The following is a 15,109-nucleotide window of genomic DNA, read 5'->3' as shown; positions in this document are numbered from 1 at the left end:
CGCGTTCAGTGCGGCGCGCGCCATCGGGCGAGCGCCGCACGGCATTCCTCCTCACAGACGCGGCAGGCCGCCGCGCCATGGGCGCAGGGGTCCGAAGCGTCGGCGTGACGGCCGCATTCTTCCGCGCAGGCACGGCAGGCGGCGGCACAGGTGGCGATCAACGCCGTCAGCATCGCTTGGCTCGCCTCCGTCCGCCAGCGGCCCGACAAAGCCGTGGCCCGGCAGATCGCGGCACAATCGAGCGCGAGCCGGCCGCAGCGCCCCAGCCGGTCATCGCCTGCCAGACAAGCATCGGCACAGGCGCCACACCGGGCGGCGCAGGCGAGGCAGACGGCGATCAGCCGCTCGAGCGAATCGTCGCCCGCCTCGGGCGCACGACCGGTCGCCCCTTCGGGATGTTCCGCGTACATGATGGCCCCCTCGCCCCTGTTGCATCGCAACAAGGCGCAGCCGCGGACAAGGTTCCCTGACGCGAGGGGGAAGTCTTCGTTATGGTAAAGGCGGGTTCGCCCGCGCAGGGCGCGGCGACCGCGTCCGCCCTCCGGCGGCCGGGGCAGCCTCTCCGGCCACCCGTCGCCCCCGTCTCAGGCGGACGAGGCGCTACCCTGGGTGCGGCGCATGCCGTCCTGCGCCGGGCGGTAGTTCGGCTTCAGCGTCACGGCGCGGGCATAGGCGTTGAACGCCTTGCCGGGCTCGCCGAGCTTCTCGAGCGCGATCGCCTGATTGGTCCACGCCTCGGCGGAGTTGCGGTCGCGCTTGATCGCCTCGTTGAAATCGTCGAGCGCGGCCTTGTAATCGGCGATCGCCAGATAGGACAGGCCGCGCGCATTGAACGTGTCGAAGGCGTTCGGCGCATAGGTCATCGAGGCGTTGAAGTCGGAGATCGCGTCCTCGTGCCGGCCGACCTGCTGATAGAGCGAGCCGCGGTTGAAATAGCCGCGGGGATCGACGGGATTGAGCTCGATCGCCCGGCTGTAATCATTGAGCGCGAAGTCGAGCTGGCCGGACGAGCGATAGAGATTGCCGCGGCCGACATAGGCGTCGGCATAGTCCGGGTTGATCTGAATGGCGGCGTTGTAGTCGGCGAGCGCGAGCGGATCGCGGCCGAGCCGGCGCTGCACCAGCGCGCGGTTCGAATAGGCCTGATAGAAGGACGGGTTGAGTTCGATCGCCCGGCTGAAATCGGCATAGGCTTCTTCGAACCGGCCGGAACGGCCGAGCGCCGTGCCGCGGACATTGTAGGCGGTGGCGTCGTTCGGATTGCGCTGCACCACTTCGGTCAGCGAGGCGAGATTGACTTCCGAGCCGGTACCGGCGCTGTCGGTCTCTCCCGGCGCCTCGAAATCGTGCAGGCTCGACTGGGTCGACTGGCAGGCGGCGAGGGCGAAGGCCGCGACGGCGAGCAGCACGAAGGCCATCGGCTTGCGTTCGCCCGGAGCGCCGGAACCGACACCACGGGGCGCGGAAGCTCTTCGCCGCTCGATCATCGTCAATGCCGCTCCATAATCCTCACGGCAGCCCGGCGCTGGGCCACCCGCCCACATGCGCGGACGTCCACGACGAAAAGGGCGACGGAACGTCACCGTTCCATCACCCTCGACATCAAGCCCGCAAACCCGGCGAAACAAGGGCATGCCGCCGGGAGATCGCCTCGATCAGCGCTTGGTCTTCGCCGGCGCGGCGATCGCGCCTTCGCGCTGGGCGCGCTTGCGGGCGCGGCGGATCGCCTCCGCCTTCTCGCGAGCGCGCTTCTCGGAGGGCTTCTCGTAATGGCCGCGGAGCTTCATCTCGCGGAAGATACCCTCGCGCTGCATCTTCTTCTTGAGCGCCTTGAGGGCCTGGTCGACATTGTTGTCGCGAACGAGTACCTGCACGCCGTGCGTCCTATTCTGAGCCGGGTCGATCTGGGTTCGGTGCGGTCGGCGAGGGGGCGAGCCCAATGGCTCGCGGTCGATCCGACCTCGAATCTGGCGCTCCAATACCAGACGGGGCGGCGGTCTGTCAAAGGCAAGCACCCGCCGGACGCTGTGCAGCTCTGCTGACGGCAGGCTGTCAGCAGCGTGTCGCTAGGCTTTCCTCCGTGCCCGATCCGGGCCGAGGAGAAGACATCATGGCCGAGACCACCCCGCGCAACGTCGTCGTCTGGTTCGAAATCGCGAGCCTTGACTTCGATCGCGCCGTCGCCTTCTACGAGACGATCTTCGCAACGACGCTCCGACGGGAGGACATGGGCGCCATGCGGCTCGCGATCTTCCCCTATGAGGGGACCGGCGTCTCCGGCGCGATCGTCGGCTCGGCGCAGCACGCGCCGGGTCCGGGCGGCACGCTCGTCTATCTCAATTGCGACGGCCGGCTCGACGCCGTTGTCGGGCGGGTCGAGGCGGCCGGCGGCAGGCTGCTGAGCGACAAGGTCACGCTGCCCGCCGATATGGGCGCCTTCTTCATCGTCGGCGACACCGAGGGCAATGTCGTCGGCCTGCACGCCGCGGCCTGAGCGATGCGCCGGGCCGACCGCCTGTTCGAGATCGTCCGCCTGATGCGGGGCGATCGGGCGGTCAAGGCGGCGGCGCTCGCCGAACGGCTCGAGGTCTCGGTCCGCACCATCTACCGGGATGTGGCGGACCTGCAGGCCTCGGGCGTGCCGATCGACGGCGCGGCCGGCGTCGGCTACCTGCTCAGGCCCGGCTACACCCTGCCGCCGATCATGTTCACGCCGAAGGAGATCGAGGCGCTCATCGTCGGCGCCCGCATGGTCGAGGCCTGGGCCGGCGCCGGCCTGTCGCGGGCGGCCCGCGAGGCGCTGTCGCGCATCGCCGCCGTCGTGCCCGGCGAGCGGATGGCGGCGGCCGAGCGGATCGCCGTCTATGCGCCGGGCCGCCGGCTCGATCCCGCGGTGCGGGCGCGGCTCGATACGATCGCCGCCGCGATCGATAGGCGGCGGCGCATCCGCTTCGACTACTGCTCGCTCGCCGGGGCTCCGTCCTCGCGCACGGTACGGCCGCTCGCCCTGCATTTCTGGGGCGGCGTCTGGACGCTCGAGAGCTGGTGCGAGCTGCGGGTCGCCTTCCGGGCGTTCCGCGTCGAGCGCATCACGATCCTCGATGCCGAGGGCGAGCCCTTCCCGGTCGAGCCGGGCCGGGAATATTCCGACTTCATCGCCGGGCTCGAGGCCCTCTGCCCGCAGGCGGAGGGCCGGCCGTGATCCGGGCGGCAGCGCCGCCCGGCGGCGGAACTCAGTAGGCGTCGTCCTCGTCGTCCTCGACCGGCCCTTTCAGCGACTTGAGCTTGGCGAACACCGCCTCGGCGTCCAGTTCGTCGTCGTCGCGGCGGCCGGACCGCATCGCTGCCGCGGCGAGCGCGTCGGCCGCCGTCGTCTGCTCGGCCGACAGCAGCGTCGCGCCCTCCACCTCGCGCGGCGGCGCGTTCTTCGAGGCGCGCTCGACTTCGAGGTCGAGGTCGATCTGCGAGCAGAGGCCGAGCGTCACCGGATCGCTCGGCGTCAGATTGGCCGAGTTCCAGTGCTGCCGGTTGCGGATCGAGTCGATCGTCGGCTTGGTCGTGCCGACGAGCCGCATGATCGCGGCGTCCTTCAGCTCGGGATGGTTGCGCAGCAGCCAGAGGATGGCGTTCGGCCGGTCCTGGCGGCGCGACACGGGCGTGTAGCGCGGGCCGCGGCGCTTCTGCGCCGGCACGCGGACCTTCGTCTCGGCCATTTTGAGGCGATATTTGGTGTCGCGCTGACCGCGCTCGATCTCCTCGCGGGTGAGCTGGCCGGTCGAGACCGGGTCGAGGCCCTTGATCGCCTGCGCGGCCTCGCCATCGGCGATCGCCTTCACCTCGAGCGGATGCAGCCGGCAGAACTCGGCGATCTGGTCGAAGGACAGCGCGGTGTTCTCGACCAGCCAGACGGCGGTCGCCTTCGGCATCAGAGGGGTGGCGGACATAATTCTCTCCTGGTCGCCCGCCCGGCTGGCCTGCCGGACAAGCGCATTCGATCGGGGAATGCGGGAATAGACCCTATATAGCGCCGCGGAGCCGGTTAATCAAACCGCCCGTCGATCGCCCCCTTCGTGCCGCCCGCCGGCCGCCTATTGCAGGTCGTAGCGGACGGCCAGCTTGACGTCGTGCGAGGTCAGGTCCCGAAACTCCATCGGATTGTCGACGGCGTTTGTGCCGGTATAGGTGACGAGATCGCCGCTCGCCGCCCCGCCGAGATCGAGATAGCGGTAGGCGAGTTCGAGCGTCATGCGGTCCGAGACCTGCCAGGCGAGACCGGCATGCAGCGCCCAGGCGAGATGCCATTCGCCGTGATCGTCTCCGAAGGCGAGCCCGCTGTTGACGATGTTGACGTCGGTGAAATCGTTGATCCGATTGTAGGAGGCCCCGATGCCGGCGCCGACGAAGGGGGTCACAGGTCCGAACCGGCCGAGATCGACATAGAGATTGGCGAGGAAGGTATATTCCTCCTTCCATGCCGTGTAGTCGTCGTCGAAGGCGAAGCTGCCGCCCGTGTCGAGGATCACGTCGCGGCCGTCGAAGTCCGAGCGGAAGCGGTATTCGGCGGTGAGATCGGTGCGAAGCGCGTCGTTCCAGCGATAGCCGATGCCGAGGCCGATGAAGGGCGCGGGGGAGAAATCCCTCTCGGTCGGGATCACCGCGCCGATCGCCGGATCGTCATAGAGGACGTTGTAGAGGCTGCCGACGCGCTGCGCCGTGTAGCCGATGTCGCCGCGCAGATACCAGCCGGAGAAGGACGGGACCGGCGCCGGCCGATCGAGATCGGCCGCCGCCACCGGCAGGGCCGCCATCGCGAGAAGCCCCGCCGCGAGAAACACCCCACCGCAATGGCGGGAGAGCGGGCGTGCCATCGGTTCGTCCCTTTCAGCGGTTTCGGCCCGGGGCCGGCTCTGAAAAGGCAGATTGACCGCAGCGACTTAAGAACGGCTTAACCACGCCGCTTGACCATCGCACGCGGCGCGGCCCTCAGGCCGCGACGTCCTGCAGCGCGCCGATGATGTCGTCGACCACCGCTTCGACGAGGCCGTGATCGTCGCCCTCCGCCATGACCCGGATCAGCGGCTCGGTGCCGGAAGGCCGGATCACCAGACGGCCGCTGCCCGACAGCCGCGCCTCTCCCTCATGAATGGCCGCGATCACGGTCGCCGCCTCGAGCGGCCGCCCGCCCTTGAAGCGGACGTTCTTCAGGATCTGCGGCACCGGCTCGAAGCGGCGGCAGACCTCCGAGACCGGCCGCCCGGTGCGCCGCACGACGGCGAGCACCTGCAGCGCCGCGACGAGGCCGTCGCCGGTCGTCGAGAAATCCGACAGGATGATGTGGCCGGACTGTTCGCCGCCGACATTGAAGCCGTGCGCCCGCATGTGTTCGACGACATAGCGATCGCCGACCTTGGTGCGGTGGAGCGACAGGCCATGGCCGCCGAGATAACGCTCGAGCCCGAGATTGGACATCACCGTGGCGACGATGCCGGGCGCCGAAAGCCGTCCGTCCTCGGCCCAGGATTGCGCCACCACCGCCATCAGCTGGTCGCCGTCGACGACCTCGCCCCGTTCGTCGACCAGGATGACGCGGTCGGCGTCGCCGTCGAGGGCGATGCCGATATCGGCGCGCACCTCGTGCACCTTGCGGCGCAGCGCCTCGGGGGCAGTCGAGCCGACATCACGGTTGATGTTGAAGCCGTCCGGCTCGACACCGATCGAGATCACCTCGGCGCCGAGCTCCCACAGCACCTCCGGCGCGACGCGATAGGCCGCGCCGTTCGCGCAGTCGATGACGATCCGCAGACCGGTCAGGTCGCAGGATTTCGGCATGGTCCGCTTGGCGAACTCGATATAGCGGTCGCGCACGCCGTCGATGCGCCGGGCGCGGCCGAGCGCCGCCGATGCGGCGAGCTGCGGCTTCAGATCCTCCTCGAGCAGCGCCTCGATCCGAGCCTCGGTCTCGTCGGAGAGCTTGTAGCCGTCCGGCCCGAACAGCTTGATGCCGTTGTCCTCATAGGGATTGTGCGAGGCGGAGATCATCACGCCGAGATCGGCGCGCAGGGAGCGCGTCAGCATCGCGACGGCGGGCGTCGGCATCGGGCCGAGCAGGAACACGTCCATGCCGGCCGCGGTGAAGCCGGCGGTCAGAGCCGGCTCGATCATATAGCCCGACAGCCGGGTGTCCTTGCCGATGACGACACGGTGGCGATGGCCGCCGTTCTTGAAGGCGAGGCCGGCGGCGATGCCGACCTGGAGCGCAATGTGCGGCGTGATCGGATCGCGATTGGCGGTGCCGCGGATTCCGTCCGTGCCGAAGAACTTGCGCGCCATCATTCCCTCTGCGGTTGCCGCGACGCCGACCTCGCATTTTCTACCATGAGCTTGACGGGCGAAGGTTCAAAAATGATGAGCGGCGGAAATGCCCGGCGCACGGTCGACCGCCCTCCCCGCGCCGAGGCCGCTGCGAGGCCGGCCGGACCGGCAAGGGAGGGAACCGCGTGCGCATGTCCCTCCCCGCTCCGTCAGGCCGCGAGTTCGCCGAGCCGCGCTTTCAGCCAGTCGATTTCGTCCGCCGTCAGCGTGTGGCCGAGCCCGGGATAGATCCGCTCCTCGACCAGGCCGCCGCGCGCCCGCATCACCGCCGAGCTCGCCTTCACGCGCGCGAGCGGGATGTGGAAATCGACGTCGGAACAGCCGAGGAACACCGGCGTGCCGGCGAGATCGCCGGTATCGTGCCGCGCCTCGCCCTCCGCGCCGATCAGGCCACCGCTCCACGCGGCGACCGCGCCGAAGCGGCGCGCATGGCGCGCGGCGTAATCGAGCGTCAGGCAGGCGCCCTGCGAGAAGCCGGCGAGCGCCACGCGCTCGGCCGGGACGCCGGCCGCCGCCAGATCCGCGACGAGCCCGTCGAGCACGGCGAGGGCGGCCGAGAGATAGGGCTCGTTCGCCGCGGTCGGCTCGATGAAGCGCTGCGGATACCAGACGCCGCCACCGGCGTCCGGAGCGAAGAAGGCGACGTCCGGAACATCGAGATGCGGCGCGAGGCCGATGATGTCCCGCGCGTTCGAGCCGCGGCCGTGCACGAGGATCAGCGCGGCGCGCGCCTTCTCGAGCGGCGCGCCGGCGGCGAGCACGGGCCGGCCGCCATGCGGCGCCGGCCCCCTGGTACGGGTGATCGTCATTTCGGCTCCTAGAGCGGCTTGAGGTTGCGCTCGATCGAGGCCCGCCGGCCCTCGAGGAAGGGCGGCAGGGAGAGGCTCTCGCCGACGGTGGCGAGCGGCTCGTCGACCGTGAAGCCGGGGATGTCGGTGGCGATCTCGAACAGGATGCCGTTCGGCTCGCGGAAATAGAGCGACCGGAAATAGTGCCGCTCGACCTCGCCGCTCGACGGCACGCCGAAGCTGCGTACCCGGTCGGCCCATTCCGTCAGCGTGTCGTAGTCGGGCGTCCGGAAGGCGACATGGTGCACGCCGCCCGCGCCCTGCCGCTCCTGCGGCAGATCGCGCTCGACGACCACGTGCAGTTCCGCCGCCGCCCCGCCCGGCCCCATCGAATAGACGTGCACGGTCTTGTCCGGCGCGTCGGGGAAGGGATAGGTGCCGGTCTTCTCCATGTTCATCACCCGCGTCAGCACCGCCTCGGTCGGGTCGAGCCGCGGCACGGAGAGCGTCATCGGCCCGAGGCCGCGGATCTGGTGCTCGGCCGGAACCGGGCTGCGGTCCCAGGGTTCGCCGGTGCCAACACCGCCATCGTCGACAAGGAGCAGCCGCTGGCCCTCGGGATCCTCGAAGGCGAGGCTCGCCCGGCCGTTCCGCTCATGGACAGCGCCCACCGTCGCACCGGCCGCTTCGAGCCGGGCGCGCCAATAGTCGAGCGCCGCACCGTTGACGCGCAGGCCCGTGCGGGCGACCGCATGCGTGCCGCGCCGGTTCGGTGGTACCGGCCAGTCGAAGAAGGTGACGTCCGAGCCGGGATTGGCGGCGCCGTCGCCATAGAAGAGGTGGTAGGCGCTGGTGTCGTCCTGGTTGACGGTCTTCTTGACCAGCCGCATCCCCAGCACGTCGGTGTAGAACCGGCGATTGCCCGACGCATCCGCCGTGATCGCCGTCAGATGATGCAGTCCGCCGAGAGAGAGGGCCATGGGAGGAGGTCTCCTGGAATTCGCTTGTTCGCTTCGACGCCCAATATCGGGCCGAAACGCGTTGCGGCAAACCGTCCCGATCGTCCCGCGCTGTTTCTGTTTGGTGAACGATCCCCTCGATCGCCCTCGGATCCGCCGCCGCAACGGAGGAGGGATCGACCCGGCGGCTCGGGCATTGCCATCCCGAGGGCGGCGTGGAGCGGAGCGATCCGCCGCGTCCCACGGGTCCCGCGACCGTCCCACGACGAAGCCGAACGAGAGGAAGACAGGATGGAAAAGATGACCCTGATGCGCAAGGCGCAGCTCGGCGTGCTCGCCATGGCGATGGCCCTGCCGGTCCCGGCGCTGGCGGCCCCCCTCGCCGTGCCCAGCGCGCCGACCGTCGACAGCCATCTCATCGAGGTTCAGTCGCGGGACCGCTTCGAGCGGCGGCGCGACCGGTTCGAAAGGCGGCGTGACGGCGCTTATCTCAACGGCCGCCGCGGCTATCGCGATCGCCGGCCCGGTTATCGTCAGTACAACGGCTACTGGTTCCCGCCCGCCGCCTTCATCGCCGGGGCGATCATCGGCGGCGCTCTGTCGAACCAGCGCCAGATGAGCAACGCGCATGTCGAGTGGTGCGCCAGCCAGTACCGATCCTACCGCACCTCGGACAACACCTACCAGCCCTATAACGGTCCGCGCCGGGCCTGCGTGTCGCCGTATCGGTGACCGTCCACGATCGTTGATCGGTGGAGTGTCGGCGGGCCTCGGCCCGCCGGCTTCTTCAGCGGCTGACGTAGCGCGCGGACGGGCTTCCGCCGAGTTCGACCATGGCGATCGGCTGGATCAGCGGCCCCGCGAAGCGGTCGGTTCGAAGGCCGTCATAGGCGGTGCGTCCGAAACCACGGCCGTAGGCGCGGTCCGGCGCGACGAACAGGGTGCGGATGGCGAAGGGGCGCGGCTTCTCGAGCAGCGCGTAAGGCCGCTGCCGGGTGGAGCCGTTGCGCAGCAGAAGCTGCATCACGTCGCCTTCGAAATCCGCGGCCACCAGATGGCCGAGCGGATCGCCGCCGCCCGGCGCGGGCGCCGCCGCTCCGCGCAGCGCGACGCCATAGAAGGGCGCCGCGACCGATGCACGCGCCGTGTCGCCCATGCGGGCCGTCGGCCGCGTCTCGGGCAGCGGCATGTCGGCCGGCGCATAGGCCATGACCGAAGTGGTCGCATCGGAATCACCGACAACGGCGGCAATGGCGTCGATCGCGCCGCGGCTCCGGCCGGCGTCGCGCTCTTCGGCGGCGGCGAGCACGACGTGCGGCGACGGCGAAGGCCGCGGCATCGGCATCAGCGGCTCGAGCGCGGCGCTGTCCTCGGCGGAAGCCATGGCGAAGGGGAGCGTGTCCGGCTCGGCCGGCCGGACCGGTGCACGGCGCGGCAGCGGCGCGAGCGCCGCGACGACGGCGGGTTCGGCCACCGGTGCGGCGGCGGGCTCGCGCGCGGGCGCGGCGGCGACCACCGCCGGCGCCATGTCCGCCTCGTCGTCGACCTCTTCGCGGTCGCGCCCGCCGAACAGCCGCCAGCCGCCCTTCTTGGGTGCGGCATCGGCGACGAGCGTGACCGCGCCGCCATTCGCCTTGCGCGACTTGTAGGCGGCGAGCGCCTCCTCATAGCCCGGCAGTGGCTTGCCGTCGGTCGGCACATGCAGCGTCTTGCCGTTCGGGAACACCCGCACGAGCTGCTCGCGCGTCATGCGCGGCCAGTGGCGGACGCTGCCGGTGTCCATGTGAACGAAGGGCGAGCCGGAGGTCGGGTAGAAGCCGACGCCGCCCGCCTGCATCTGCAGGCCGATCGCCCGCAGCTTGGCGAGCGGCACGTCGGGCAGGAAGAAATCGAGGGCCTTGCCCTTGGTGTGCTGGCTGTTCTGCGCGACCCCGCGGGAGCGCGAACGGAGCATGTTGTTGGTCTCGGGCGCACGATAGCCGCAGATCACGTTGATCGGGGCGCGCGAGCCGGAGCGCTGATAGACCTCCCAGACGAGATCCATCAGCTGCGGATCCATCTTCACTTCCTGGTTGCGGCGCCAGTCGCGCAGGAAGTGGTTGATCTGCGCGAGGCCCGCCGCGTCGTAGCGGTTGCCCCGCTTGAAGACGATGGTCGCCTTCTCGTGGGTGTGCAGATTGTAGAAGCTGAGGGCGCGCTCATTGGCCGCCTCGGCCGTCCCGATCGGCTTGGCGGCCATGCTGCCGGCGAGCACCAGCGCTGCCGCGACGCCGCTCTTCAGGATCGTCCCGAGCGCCCTTCGCACGCGCACGCCGAGACCGGTCGGATGGTTGGTGGTGCTACGCAACGTCTCTCGCCGTCCTAGCCCGGAATTGGGCGACCCCCGCGACGGGCAGATTGCAAGCGCAAGGTTAACGTCTGTTTACCACGATGCCAACCCGACCTTGTCGGAAGCTGTCGGGAGGCACCGACTCACCGCTTCGTGAACACTAGCCGGCGGATCATGGCTTTTGATAGGCGGGTCGGCGCGGCCGGGCTTCAGATCGGCACGCCATCGACCTGCCGCCGCAGCTGCTCGACGGTCTTGCCGAGACTCTCCCCGAGCCGCGGATCGAGGCTCAGCGCCCGCTCGAGCATGGCGAGCCCATCCTTGTCGCGCCCGAGCTGCTGCAGCATCATGCCGAGGCCGGTGAGCGCCACGAAATGGCGCGGCTCGAGCCGGATCACCCGCTCGAGATCGGAAATCGCCTTGCCGTATTCGTCGCGCATCACATGCAGCGCGGCGCGCGTATTCCAGCCCTCGATATAGTCGGGGCGCAGCAGCACGACACTGTCGAGATAGGAGAGCGCCGTGCCGATATCCTGGCGCGCGACCGCCTCCTGCGCCCATTGCATCAGGAGATCGACCGTGTCGCTGCCCGACGCCGCCCAGCGGCGCTGGATCTCGCGCTCGGCGCCCTCGGCCGCATCGCCGCCCGCAGCGAGCGTCGCGAAGAGCGCGTCGACGCTCTGTTCCGCAAGCGGCTGCACCGCCTCGCCCGCCGCGGCCACCGGCGCAGCAGAGTCCGGCGAGTCGGCCGCGACAGCGGCGACCGGCCCGGCGAAGACGGGAAGCAGCGCGAGGGCGAAAATGGAAAGGGCCCGCATGGTGCGAGGCTAACCTCGCCCGGCAGGCCCGGTCAAAGGAAAACGTCGCGCGGCGCGAAGGCGCCGCAGCGGACCGTTCAGCCCTGACGCGCCTTGTAGCGCGGGTTCTGCTTGTTGATGATGAAGACGCGGCCCTTGCGGCGCACCAGACGGTTGGCGCGGTGGCGGCCGAGCAGCGACTTCAGCGAGTTCTTGATCTTCATGACGGCGGCTCGCGAGGAATGACGGAAACGAAACGAGCGCACCAAGCCGGCTCGGGCGCTCGCTCCAAGAGTGGGCGGACCATAGGGACGGCCCCGCGGCTTGTCAACCTTGGCGGCCTCCCTCAGGCCGCCTCCTGCTTGGCGAAGCGGCGGATCAGGGCGGCGAGTTCGGGGCTGTCGACGCGCTCCGCGGCCTGATCGATCGGCAGCCATTCGATGTCGCGCTGACCGTGCTCCGGCCAGACCGCACATTCCGCGCGCACCTGCATCGCATAGAGGGCGACGTCGTCGGCACCGAGTTCGGCCGGGCCGCGGGCGTGGCGGAAGCTGCCGATCGGCAGCGGCGCCATGACGCCGAGCACGCCCGCCTCCTCGAAGGCCTCGCGCTCCGCCGATTCCTGGGCGGAGAGATCGCGCTCGATCGAGCCTTTCGGCACAACCCATCGGCGCGTGTCGCGCGTTGTGATGAGCAGGACCTCGACCCCGCTCGCCACCCGACGCCACGGCAACACGCCGACTTTCTTCGCCATTGCCGAAAACCTCCGAATGCCGATCGAACCGAACCGCCCTCTGCACGGATTGTGCCGCGATTCGTTTCAGGCCTCGGGAATATTCTCGCGAAACACGGTCTGAATCCGGACCGAGGGACCGAACGGGCGTTCGTCACCCTGCACCGCACGGCGCAGGCGATCAACCGCCTCGCGCGCCTCGACCCGCGGATTCTGGTCGATCACCGCGTCCATCGTGCCGGAGAGCAGAAAGCGGCGGGTGTGCTCGGTCAGTTCGTGGCCGACGAAAACGGTCGATTTCGCCCGGCCGGCCTCTTCGAGGGCTCGCGCAATGCCGCGGTTTCCCGCGCCGATGTTGTAGATGCCGGCGAGGTCGGGATGGCGGGCGAGCAGCGCCTTCGCCTCGGCATAGGAGCGCTCGGAATCGTCGCGCACCTCGCGCAGTTCGACCACGGCGAGCTCGCGGAACTCCTCCTCGAGAATGTGCCGGAAGCCCATCTCGCGCTCCTCGTGGCCGCGATAGGAGAGCGACCCGGCGAACAGCGCGACCTTGCCGCGGTCGGCCCGGATGAAGCGGCCGATCAGATAGCCCGCGACCCGCCCCGCCGCGCGGTTGTCGATGCCGACATAGGAGACGCGCGGCACATGGCTGATGTCGGAGCAGAGGGTCAGCACCGGAATGCCGGCGACGGCGAGCGAGCGGATCGCCTCGCGCACGGTCGGATGGTCGATGCCGACCAGGCCGACGCCGCGCGTCGTCCCCTCGATGCCGTGCAGCCGCTCGGCGAGCGCATCGGGGTTGAAGCCCTCGATCATATGGACACGCACCCGCACGTCGCGGCGCAGCCGCTCCTGCTCGGCGAGGCAGGAGGCGAGCAGATGCAGAAAGGTGTTGGTGCCGCCCGGCACGAGGAAGTCGAGCTCGACGACGTCCGCCATGTCGCCGATCTCGGCGACGAGCCGGCCGCCCTCCAGATAGCCGAGCCGCCCGGCGACCGAGAGCACCCGGTCGCGGGTCCGCTCGCGCACGCCGAGGCGGTTGTTGAGCACGCGGTCGACGGTCGCGGTCGAGACACCGGCCTCGCGGGCGATATCGGCAAGCGTCGCTCTCGTCACGGACAATGCGGTCTCCCCGTGGGCCGGAATCGGCGGAAGCTAGCTTTGTTCCCGAAACAGCGTCAATCGGCAGGACGGCGCAAAGCCAATCAAATAAATGATCGAAATGATGTTAATGCCATCATTCCGATCATTTCAGGACGGCGCCACTGCGCTGCGAAGCGTCGCCTTAAGGCCTGATTCCGCTTCGATTCTTGGCGCGTGTGCCTGCGAATTGGGCGGATACGGCACGCACGCGCAGAAATCGACGCTGCATCGCATCATGACGACAGCAGATCATGATGTGATCGCCTCTTGCTTGACATCAAGAAAAATCAAGATCAATCATCCCGGCGAAGTGCGGGACGGGAGACCCGCACGAAGGGGAGGAATTTCGCCATGACGACGCCTGCTGGCGTGTCGCGCCGCCGTGTCCTGAAGGCCGGCGGCTCGCTGTTCGCGCTCACATCCGCCATCGGCATCGCGCCGCGCTTCATCCGTCCGGCCTTCGCACAGGCCGGCCTCGCGCCCGGCATGGTCGGCGGACCGACCGGCTTTGCCGGCTGCGAACGCTATCAATACGGCCCGGATACGCCGGAGGCCCGCGCCATCGAGGGCATCAAGGCGCTCAAGGCCGCCGGCAAGGCGCCGGCGAAGATCGTGCTCGGCCTTTCGGACGGCTCGATCGGCCAGCTGACCCAGCCCTTCCCGGCCGGTGCGCCGTCGATCAAGGCGCTCTGGGAACAGGAGACCGGCGTTCCGATCGAGATCGTCGGCATGCCGAACGGCCAGGAATTCACGAAGACGATGCAGGACATTTCCACCAAGGGGGGTGCCTACGACATCTACGCCGTCGAGTGGAACCGGCTCGGCGACCTCGCCGAGACCAACGGCCTCGTCAATCTCGACGAGTTCGTCGCGCAGTACAAGCCGGAATGGGACGATCCGACCCGCGGCTATGTCGGCGGCGAGAAAGGCGTGTCGCTGCTCAACCAGTATCGCGGCTCGACCTATGGCGTGTCGCTCGACGGCGACTTCCAGACCTGGGTCTACCGCACCGACCTGTTCGGCGACGCGGCCGAGCAGAAGGCCTTCAAGGACAAATACGGTTACGATCTCGCGCCGCCCTCGACCTGGAAGCAGCTCGACGAGGTGGCGTCCTTCTTCCATCGGCCGGACAAGGGCCTGTTCGGCTGCACCGACCTGCGCAACCAGGGCTGGGGCTACACCAACTGGTACCAGCGCTACGTTTCGATGGCGGCGCCGAACCAGTACCTCTTCGCCGATGACGGCACCCCGCTCGTCAACGGCGAACAGGGCGTCGCGGCGACCAGGGAATATGTCGACAGCCTCGCCTACCATTCGCCGGACGCGGTCTCCTGGGGCTGGCCCGAGCAGTACGGCAATTTCGGCAATGGCGGCGCGGCGCTGACATGCGCTTTCTCGAACCTGCCGAAATTCCTCGACAATCCGGGCAATACCGGCTCGAAGATCACCGGCAAGGTCGGCTCCATGCTGCCGCCCGGCCGTCCGGTCGATGGCGGGCTCGTCCGCCGCTCGGTGTTGTGGCTCAACCTCTCGGCCTCGGTCTCGGCCCAGAGCGCCCATCCGGAAGCCTGCTACCTGCTCCTGCAATGGCTCGGCTCGAGCCGGATCTACTCCTGGATGACGGCGAACCCGGCCGGCTATTTCGACCCGTTCCAGCTCGCCAATTTCTCGGACGATCTGGTGCGCGAGACCTACCACGCCTACCACATGGACGTGGTGCGCGAGACGGTCGCCCGCACCGTGCCGACCATCAACTATCCGGGCGCCACCGCCTTCCACAACGCGCTCGACACCAATCTCGTCGCCGCCTGCACCAGGGAGAAGACGCCCGAGCAGGCGATGGCGGATGTCGAGCGCGAGTGGAAGCGGATCGCACGGCGCATCGGCGAGGAGAAGCTCGTCGAGGCGATCGTCACGCAGAAGCAGGCCTGGCCGACCATCGTCGACCCGGCCTGAAGGCCCTCACCCCAGCCCTCTCCCGCAAGCGG

Annotated in this window: 18 protein-coding genes; 5 read left to right on the top strand and 13 right to left on the bottom strand. The window is 69.1% G+C overall.

What is annotated here, in order from left to right; genetic code table 11:
• Positions 1-5 precede the first annotated feature (5 nt).
• From GGQ63_RS08150 to rpsU, 3 genes are all read right to left on the bottom strand, one after another.
• Positions 6-410, bottom strand: a complete 405-nt coding sequence (locus GGQ63_RS08150; protein WP_183854520.1) for a four-helix bundle copper-binding protein — start codon at positions 408-410, stop codon at positions 6-8.
• 174 nt (positions 411-584) lie between these two features.
• Positions 585-1,487, bottom strand: coding sequence for a tetratricopeptide repeat protein (locus GGQ63_RS08145; protein ID WP_183855386.1), 903 nt, complete (start codon positions 1,485-1,487; stop codon positions 585-587).
• A 168-nt stretch (positions 1,488-1,655) separates the two neighbouring features.
• Complete coding sequence (rpsU, locus tag GGQ63_RS08140) at positions 1,656-1,874, bottom strand: 30S ribosomal protein S21 (protein WP_183854518.1); 219 nt, start codon at positions 1,872-1,874, stop codon at positions 1,656-1,658.
• A gap of 236 nt (positions 1,875-2,110) precedes the next feature.
• On the opposite strand from rpsU, the gene GGQ63_RS08135 reads away from it, so the two are divergent.
• Together GGQ63_RS08135 and GGQ63_RS08130 are read left to right on the top strand one after the other, a co-directional pair.
• Positions 2,111-2,494 (top strand): VOC family protein, encoded by a 384-nt coding sequence (locus GGQ63_RS08135; RefSeq protein ID WP_183854516.1) that lies wholly within the window; start codon positions 2,111-2,113, stop codon positions 2,492-2,494.
• A 3-nt stretch (positions 2,495-2,497) separates the two neighbouring features.
• Positions 2,498-3,202, top strand: coding sequence for a helix-turn-helix transcriptional regulator (locus tag GGQ63_RS08130; RefSeq protein WP_183854514.1), 705 nt, complete (start codon positions 2,498-2,500; stop codon positions 3,200-3,202).
• A gap of 31 nt (positions 3,203-3,233) precedes the next feature.
• Here GGQ63_RS08130 and GGQ63_RS08125 read toward each other — a convergent pair whose 3' ends face one another.
• The 5 genes from GGQ63_RS08125 to GGQ63_RS08105 form a co-directional block, all read right to left on the bottom strand.
• Positions 3,234-3,944 (bottom strand): DUF1013 domain-containing protein, encoded by a 711-nt coding sequence (locus GGQ63_RS08125; protein WP_183854512.1) that lies wholly within the window; start codon positions 3,942-3,944, stop codon positions 3,234-3,236.
• Between the two features lie 144 nt (positions 3,945-4,088).
• Complete coding sequence (locus GGQ63_RS08120) at positions 4,089-4,868, bottom strand: outer membrane protein (protein WP_183854510.1); 780 nt, start codon at positions 4,866-4,868, stop codon at positions 4,089-4,091.
• A gap of 115 nt (positions 4,869-4,983) precedes the next feature.
• Entirely contained in the window at positions 4,984-6,330 is a 1,347-nt protein-coding gene (gene glmM / locus GGQ63_RS08115; protein WP_183854508.1) for a phosphoglucosamine mutase, read from the bottom strand.
• 191 nt (positions 6,331-6,521) lie between these two features.
• Positions 6,522-7,181, bottom strand: a complete 660-nt coding sequence (locus tag GGQ63_RS08110) for an alpha/beta hydrolase (RefSeq protein ID WP_183854506.1) — start codon at positions 7,179-7,181, stop codon at positions 6,522-6,524.
• An 8-nt stretch (positions 7,182-7,189) separates the two neighbouring features.
• A complete protein-coding gene (locus GGQ63_RS08105) occupies positions 7,190-8,140 on the bottom strand; it encodes a ring-cleaving dioxygenase (RefSeq protein WP_183854504.1) in 951 nt (316 codons plus the stop codon).
• A gap of 270 nt (positions 8,141-8,410) precedes the next feature.
• Between GGQ63_RS08105 and GGQ63_RS08100 the strand changes: the two genes are divergently transcribed.
• Positions 8,411-8,851: a BA14K family protein gene (locus GGQ63_RS08100; protein ID WP_246429685.1), complete on the top strand. Its 441-nt coding sequence runs from the start codon at positions 8,411-8,413 to the stop codon at positions 8,849-8,851.
• Between the two features lie 55 nt (positions 8,852-8,906).
• Here the strand turns inward: GGQ63_RS08100 and mepK are convergent, their stop codons facing one another.
• The 5 genes from mepK to GGQ63_RS08075 form a co-directional block, all read right to left on the bottom strand.
• On the bottom strand, positions 8,907-10,466 hold the full coding sequence (gene mepK / locus GGQ63_RS08095) for a peptidoglycan L,D-endopeptidase MepK (RefSeq protein ID WP_425502067.1): 1,560 nt from the start codon (positions 10,464-10,466) through the stop codon (positions 8,907-8,909).
• A 191-nt stretch (positions 10,467-10,657) separates the two neighbouring features.
• Positions 10,658-11,266: a tetratricopeptide repeat protein gene (locus GGQ63_RS08090; RefSeq protein ID WP_183854502.1), complete on the bottom strand. Its 609-nt coding sequence runs from the start codon at positions 11,264-11,266 to the stop codon at positions 10,658-10,660.
• A gap of 77 nt (positions 11,267-11,343) precedes the next feature.
• The gene (gene ykgO / locus GGQ63_RS08085) at positions 11,344-11,469 is read right to left on the bottom strand and encodes a type B 50S ribosomal protein L36 (RefSeq protein ID WP_183854501.1); all 126 of its coding nucleotides are present in this window, start codon (positions 11,467-11,469) and stop codon (positions 11,344-11,346) included.
• A 122-nt stretch (positions 11,470-11,591) separates the two neighbouring features.
• Entirely contained in the window at positions 11,592-11,999 is a 408-nt protein-coding gene (locus tag GGQ63_RS08080; protein WP_183854499.1) for an NUDIX hydrolase, read from the bottom strand.
• A gap of 66 nt (positions 12,000-12,065) precedes the next feature.
• Positions 12,066-13,100, bottom strand: a complete 1,035-nt coding sequence (locus GGQ63_RS08075) for a LacI family DNA-binding transcriptional regulator (protein WP_210308434.1) — start codon at positions 13,098-13,100, stop codon at positions 12,066-12,068.
• 91 nt (positions 13,101-13,191) lie between these two features.
• Between GGQ63_RS08075 and GGQ63_RS08070 the strand changes: the two genes are divergently transcribed.
• Together GGQ63_RS08070 and GGQ63_RS08065 are read left to right on the top strand one after the other, a co-directional pair.
• Positions 13,192-13,476, top strand: a complete 285-nt coding sequence (locus GGQ63_RS08070; RefSeq protein ID WP_183854497.1) for a hypothetical protein — start codon at positions 13,192-13,194, stop codon at positions 13,474-13,476.
• Positions 13,473-15,077 (top strand): extracellular solute-binding protein, encoded by a 1,605-nt coding sequence (locus tag GGQ63_RS08065; protein WP_183854495.1) that lies wholly within the window; start codon positions 13,473-13,475, stop codon positions 15,075-15,077. Before GGQ63_RS08070 ends, GGQ63_RS08065 begins: the two co-directional genes overlap by 4 nt.
• The last annotated feature ends 32 nt before the right edge of the window (positions 15,078-15,109 follow it).

This window comes from Prosthecomicrobium pneumaticum (genome assembly GCF_014199915.1).
In the GTDB taxonomy this organism is placed as follows: Bacteria; Pseudomonadota; Alphaproteobacteria; order Rhizobiales; family Kaistiaceae; genus Prosthecomicrobium; species Prosthecomicrobium pneumaticum.
Note: the sequence above shows the minus strand (reverse complement) of the source record. Positions and strands in the feature narration are given on the sequence as shown.

What these genes read in the sequence shown, in the direction of transcription:
- GGQ63_RS08150 (WP_183854520.1), bottom strand. Translation starts at nt 410, where the DNA reads ATGTACGCGGAACATCCCGAAGGGGCGACCGGTCGTGCGCCCGAGGCG.
- GGQ63_RS08145 (WP_183855386.1), bottom strand. Translation starts at nt 1,487, where the DNA reads ATGATCGAGCGGCGAAGAGCTTCCGCGCCCCGTGGTGTCGGTTCCGGC.
- GGQ63_RS08135 (WP_183854516.1), top strand. Translation starts at nt 2,111, where the DNA reads ATGGCCGAGACCACCCCGCGCAACGTCGTCGTCTGGTTCGAAATCGCG.
- GGQ63_RS08130 (WP_183854514.1), top strand. Translation starts at nt 2,498, where the DNA reads ATGCGCCGGGCCGACCGCCTGTTCGAGATCGTCCGCCTGATGCGGGGC.
- GGQ63_RS08125 (WP_183854512.1), bottom strand. Translation starts at nt 3,944, where the DNA reads ATGTCCGCCACCCCTCTGATGCCGAAGGCGACCGCCGTCTGGCTGGTC.
- GGQ63_RS08120 (WP_183854510.1), bottom strand. Translation starts at nt 4,868, where the DNA reads ATGGCACGCCCGCTCTCCCGCCATTGCGGTGGGGTGTTTCTCGCGGCG.
- glmM (WP_183854508.1), bottom strand. Translation starts at nt 6,330, where the DNA reads ATGGCGCGCAAGTTCTTCGGCACGGACGGAATCCGCGGCACCGCCAAT.
- GGQ63_RS08110 (WP_183854506.1), bottom strand. Translation starts at nt 7,181, where the DNA reads ATGACGATCACCCGTACCAGGGGGCCGGCGCCGCATGGCGGCCGGCCC.
- GGQ63_RS08105 (WP_183854504.1), bottom strand. Translation starts at nt 8,140, where the DNA reads ATGGCCCTCTCTCTCGGCGGACTGCATCATCTGACGGCGATCACGGCG.
- GGQ63_RS08100 (WP_246429685.1), top strand. Translation starts at nt 8,411, where the DNA reads ATGGAAAAGATGACCCTGATGCGCAAGGCGCAGCTCGGCGTGCTCGCC.
- GGQ63_RS08090 (WP_183854502.1), bottom strand. Translation starts at nt 11,266, where the DNA reads ATGCGGGCCCTTTCCATTTTCGCCCTCGCGCTGCTTCCCGTCTTCGCC.
- ykgO (WP_183854501.1), bottom strand. Translation starts at nt 11,469, where the DNA reads ATGAAGATCAAGAACTCGCTGAAGTCGCTGCTCGGCCGCCACCGCGCC.
- GGQ63_RS08080 (WP_183854499.1), bottom strand. Translation starts at nt 11,999, where the DNA reads ATGGCGAAGAAAGTCGGCGTGTTGCCGTGGCGTCGGGTGGCGAGCGGG.
- GGQ63_RS08070 (WP_183854497.1), top strand. Translation starts at nt 13,192, where the DNA reads ATGATCGAAATGATGTTAATGCCATCATTCCGATCATTTCAGGACGGC.
- GGQ63_RS08065 (WP_183854495.1), top strand. Translation starts at nt 13,473, where the DNA reads ATGACGACGCCTGCTGGCGTGTCGCGCCGCCGTGTCCTGAAGGCCGGC.